At 56.4% G+C, this 3179-nt stretch carries 1 rRNA gene; it reads right to left on the reverse strand.

The window, feature by feature from the left end:
• Nucleotides 1-22: 22 nt before the first annotated feature.
• Nucleotides 23-3146, reverse strand: a 23S ribosomal RNA gene (locus tag ACIBB8_RS37355).
• Between the last annotated feature and the right edge of the window lie 33 nt (nt 3147-3179).

A 3179-nucleotide genomic window follows, 5' to 3' on the forward strand; every position in this document is an offset into this window, starting at 1 on the left:
AACACAGTGGACGCGAGCAACTGAGGACAAGCCCTCGGCCTATTAGTACCAGTCAGCTCCACCCGTTACCGGGCTTCCACATCTGGCCTATCAACCCAGTCGTCTACTGGGAGCCTTAACCCCTCGAAGGAGGTGGGAATACTCATCTTGAAGCAGGCTTCCCGCTTAGATGCTTTCAGCGGTTATCCTTTCCGAACGTAGCCAACCAGCCATGCCCTTGGCAGGACAACTGGCACACCAGAGGTTCGTCCGTCCCGGTCCTCTCGTACTAGGGACAGCCCTTCTCAATATTCCTACGCGCGCAGCGGATAGGGACCGAACTGTCTCACGACGTTCTAAACCCAGCTCGCGTACCGCTTTAATGGGCGAACAGCCCAACCCTTGGGACCGACTCCAGCCCCAGGATGCGACGAGCCGACATCGAGGTGCCAAACCATCCCGTCGATATGGACTCTTGGGGAAGATCAGCCTGTTATCCCCGGGGTACCTTTTATCCGTTGAGCGACAGCGCTTCCACAAGCCACTGCCGGATCACTAGTCCCGACTTTCGTCCCTGCTCGACCCGTCGGTCTCACAGTCAAGCTCCCTTGTGCACTTACACTCAACACCTGATTGCCAACCAGGCTGAGGGAACCTTTGGGCGCCTCCGTTACTCTTTAGGAGGCAACCGCCCCAGTTAAACTACCCATCAGACACTGTCCCTGATCCGGATCACGGACCCAGGTTAGACATCCAGCACGACCAGAGTGGTATTTCAACGGCGACTCCACAACCACTGGCGTGGCTGCTTCAAAGTCTCCCACCTATCCTACACAAGCCGAACCGAACACCAATATCAAACTGTAGTAAAGGTCCCGGGGTCTTTCCGTCCTGCTGCGCGAAACGAGCATCTTTACTCGTAGTGCAATTTCACCGGGCCTATGGTTGAGACAGTCGAGAAGTCGTTACGCCATTCGTGCAGGTCGGAACTTACCCGACAAGGAATTTCGCTACCTTAGGATGGTTATAGTTACCACCGCCGTTTACTGGCGCTTAAGTTCTCAGCTTCGCCAACCCGAAAGTCGGCTAACCGGTCCCCTTAACGTTCCAGCACCGGGCAGGCGTCAGTCCGTATACATCGCCTTACGGCTTCGCACGGACCTGTGTTTTTAGTAAACAGTCGCTTCTCGCTGGTCTCTGCGGCCACCCCCAGCTCATGGAGCAAATCCAATCACCAAAGATGGCCCCCCTTCTCCCGAAGTTACGGGGGCATTTTGCCGAGTTCCTTAACCATAGTTCACCCGAACGCCTCGGTATTCTCTACCTGACTACCTGAGTCGGTTTAGGGTACGGGCCGCCATGAAACTCGCTAGAGGCTTTTCTCGACAGCATAGGATCATCCACTTCACCACAATCGGCTCGGCATCAGGTCTCAGGCTCAATGTGTGACGGATTTACCTACCACACGCCCTACACCCTTACCCCGGGACTACCACCGCCCGGGCTGGACTACCTTCCTGCGTCACCCCATCGCTTACCTAGTACAAGTCTGGTTCGTCGGCTCCACCACTACCCTCAACTCCGAAGAGATCGGGCCGGCTTCACGGACTTAGCATCGCCTGATTCAGTATTGGGCGTTTCAAAGCGGGTACCGGAATATCAACCGGTTGTCCATCGACTACGCCTGTCGGCCTCGCCTTAGGTCCCGACTTACCCTGGGCAGATCAGCTTGACCCAGGAACCCTTAGTCAATCGGCGCACACGTTTCTCACGTGTGTATCGCTACTCATGCCTGCATTCTCACTCGTGAACCGTCCACAACTCGCTTCCGCGGCTGCTTCACCCGGCACACGACGCTCCCCTACCCATCCGTACTCCCGTTGGGGATACATGTACGAATGACACGACTTCGGCGGTACGCTTGAGCCCCGCTACATTGTCGGCGCGGAATCACTTGACCAGTGAGCTATTACGCACTCTTTCAAGGGTGGCTGCTTCTAAGCCAACCTCCTGGTTGTCTCTGCGACTCCACATCCTTTCCCACTTAGCGTACGCTTAGGGGCCTTAGTCGATGCTCTGGGCTGTTTCCCTCTCGACCATGGAGCTTATCCCCCACAGTCTCACTGCCGTGCTCTCACTTACCGGCATTCGGAGTTTGGCTAAGGTCAGTAACCCGGTAGGGCCCATCGCCTATCCAGTGCTCTACCTCCGGCAAGAAACACACGACGCTGCACCTAAATGCATTTCGGGGAGAACCAGCTATCACGGAGTTTGATTGGCCTTTCACCCCTAACCACAGGTCATCCCCCAGGTTTTCAACCCTGGTGGGTTCGGTCCTCCACGAAGTCTTACCTCCGCTTCAACCTGCCCATGGCTAGATCACTCCGCTTCGGGTCTTGAGCGTGCTACTCAACCGCCCTATTCGGACTCGCTTTCGCTACGGCTTCCCCACACGGGTTAACCTCGCAACACACCGCAAACTCGCAGGCTCATTCTTCAAAAGGCACGCAGTCACGACATACAAGCAAGCTTGCATGCGACGCTCCCACGGCTTGTAGGCACACGGTTTCAGGTACTATTTCACTCCGCTCCCGCGGTACTTTTCACCATTCCCTCACGGTACTATCCGCTATCGGTCACCAGGGAATATTTAGGCTTAGCGGGTGGTCCCGCCAGATTCACACGGGATTTCTCGGGCCCCGTGCTACTTGGGTGTCTCTCAAACGAGCCGTCAATGTTTCAGCTACGGGGGTCTTACCCTCTACGCCGGACCTTTCGCATGTCCTTCGCCTACATCAACGGTTTCTGACTCGTCTCACGGCCGGCAGACCATGAAAAAGAGATCCCACAACCCCGCATGCGCAACCCCTGCCGGGTATCACACGCATACGGTTTGGCCTCATCCAGTTTCGCTCGCCACTACTCCCGGAATCACGGTTGTTTTCTCTTCCTGAGGGTACTGAGATGTTTCACTTCCCCTCGTTCCCTCCACACTGCCTATGTGTTCAGCAGCGGGTGACAGCCCATGACGACTGCCGGGTTTCCCCATTCGGACACCCCCGGATCAAAGCTCGGTTGACAGCTCCCCGGGGCCTATCGCGGCCTCCCACGTCCTTCATCGGTTCCTGGTGCCAAGGCATCCACCGTGCGCCCTTAAAAACTTGGCCACAGATGCTCGCGTCCACTGTGCAGTTCTCAAG

The sequence above is a fragment of the Streptomyces sp. NPDC051286 genome, assembly GCF_044455345.1.
In the GTDB taxonomy this organism is placed as follows: Bacteria; Actinomycetota; Actinomycetes; order Streptomycetales; family Streptomycetaceae; genus Streptomyces.